Genomic DNA, 261 nt, shown 5'->3' with positions numbered 1-261 from the left:
CACCGTAGAAATGAAGAAATTTTAATAAGTTACGTGCAAAACGATGCTTACCAAAACCTAAATTTCACAGCGATCTTAGCCAAAGAGAGCCACGCAGAATCAACAACAAAGAAAGCGCCCTTTCAGCCACAACCAAACCTTTTGCTTCACCAGACTTTCAGAGCTGAATTTCAGCAAGTGAATCAGTCAAAAAGACATTTCAATTAAAGCGATTTTAAACTGACAAAATTCAACACAAACCAGACCCAAAACTAAATTGAG

General features: G+C 37.5%; 1 protein-coding gene. It reads left to right on the top strand.

Going from position 1 to position 261, the window contains the following annotated elements:
• Positions 1-207, top strand: a 207-nt coding sequence (locus tag EYW48_RS21760; RefSeq protein ID WP_277433110.1) for a hypothetical protein, incomplete at its 5' end; no start/stop codon positions are given.
• Positions 208-261: the final 54 nt, after the last annotated feature.

It is taken from the genome of Vibrio sp. 1180_3 (genome assembly GCF_029478545.1).
Lineage (GTDB): Bacteria > Pseudomonadota > Gammaproteobacteria > Enterobacterales > Vibrionaceae > Vibrio > Vibrio aestuarianus.
The sequence above is the reverse complement of the archived record's forward strand: the minus strand, read 5'-3'. Positions and strand labels throughout refer to the sequence as shown.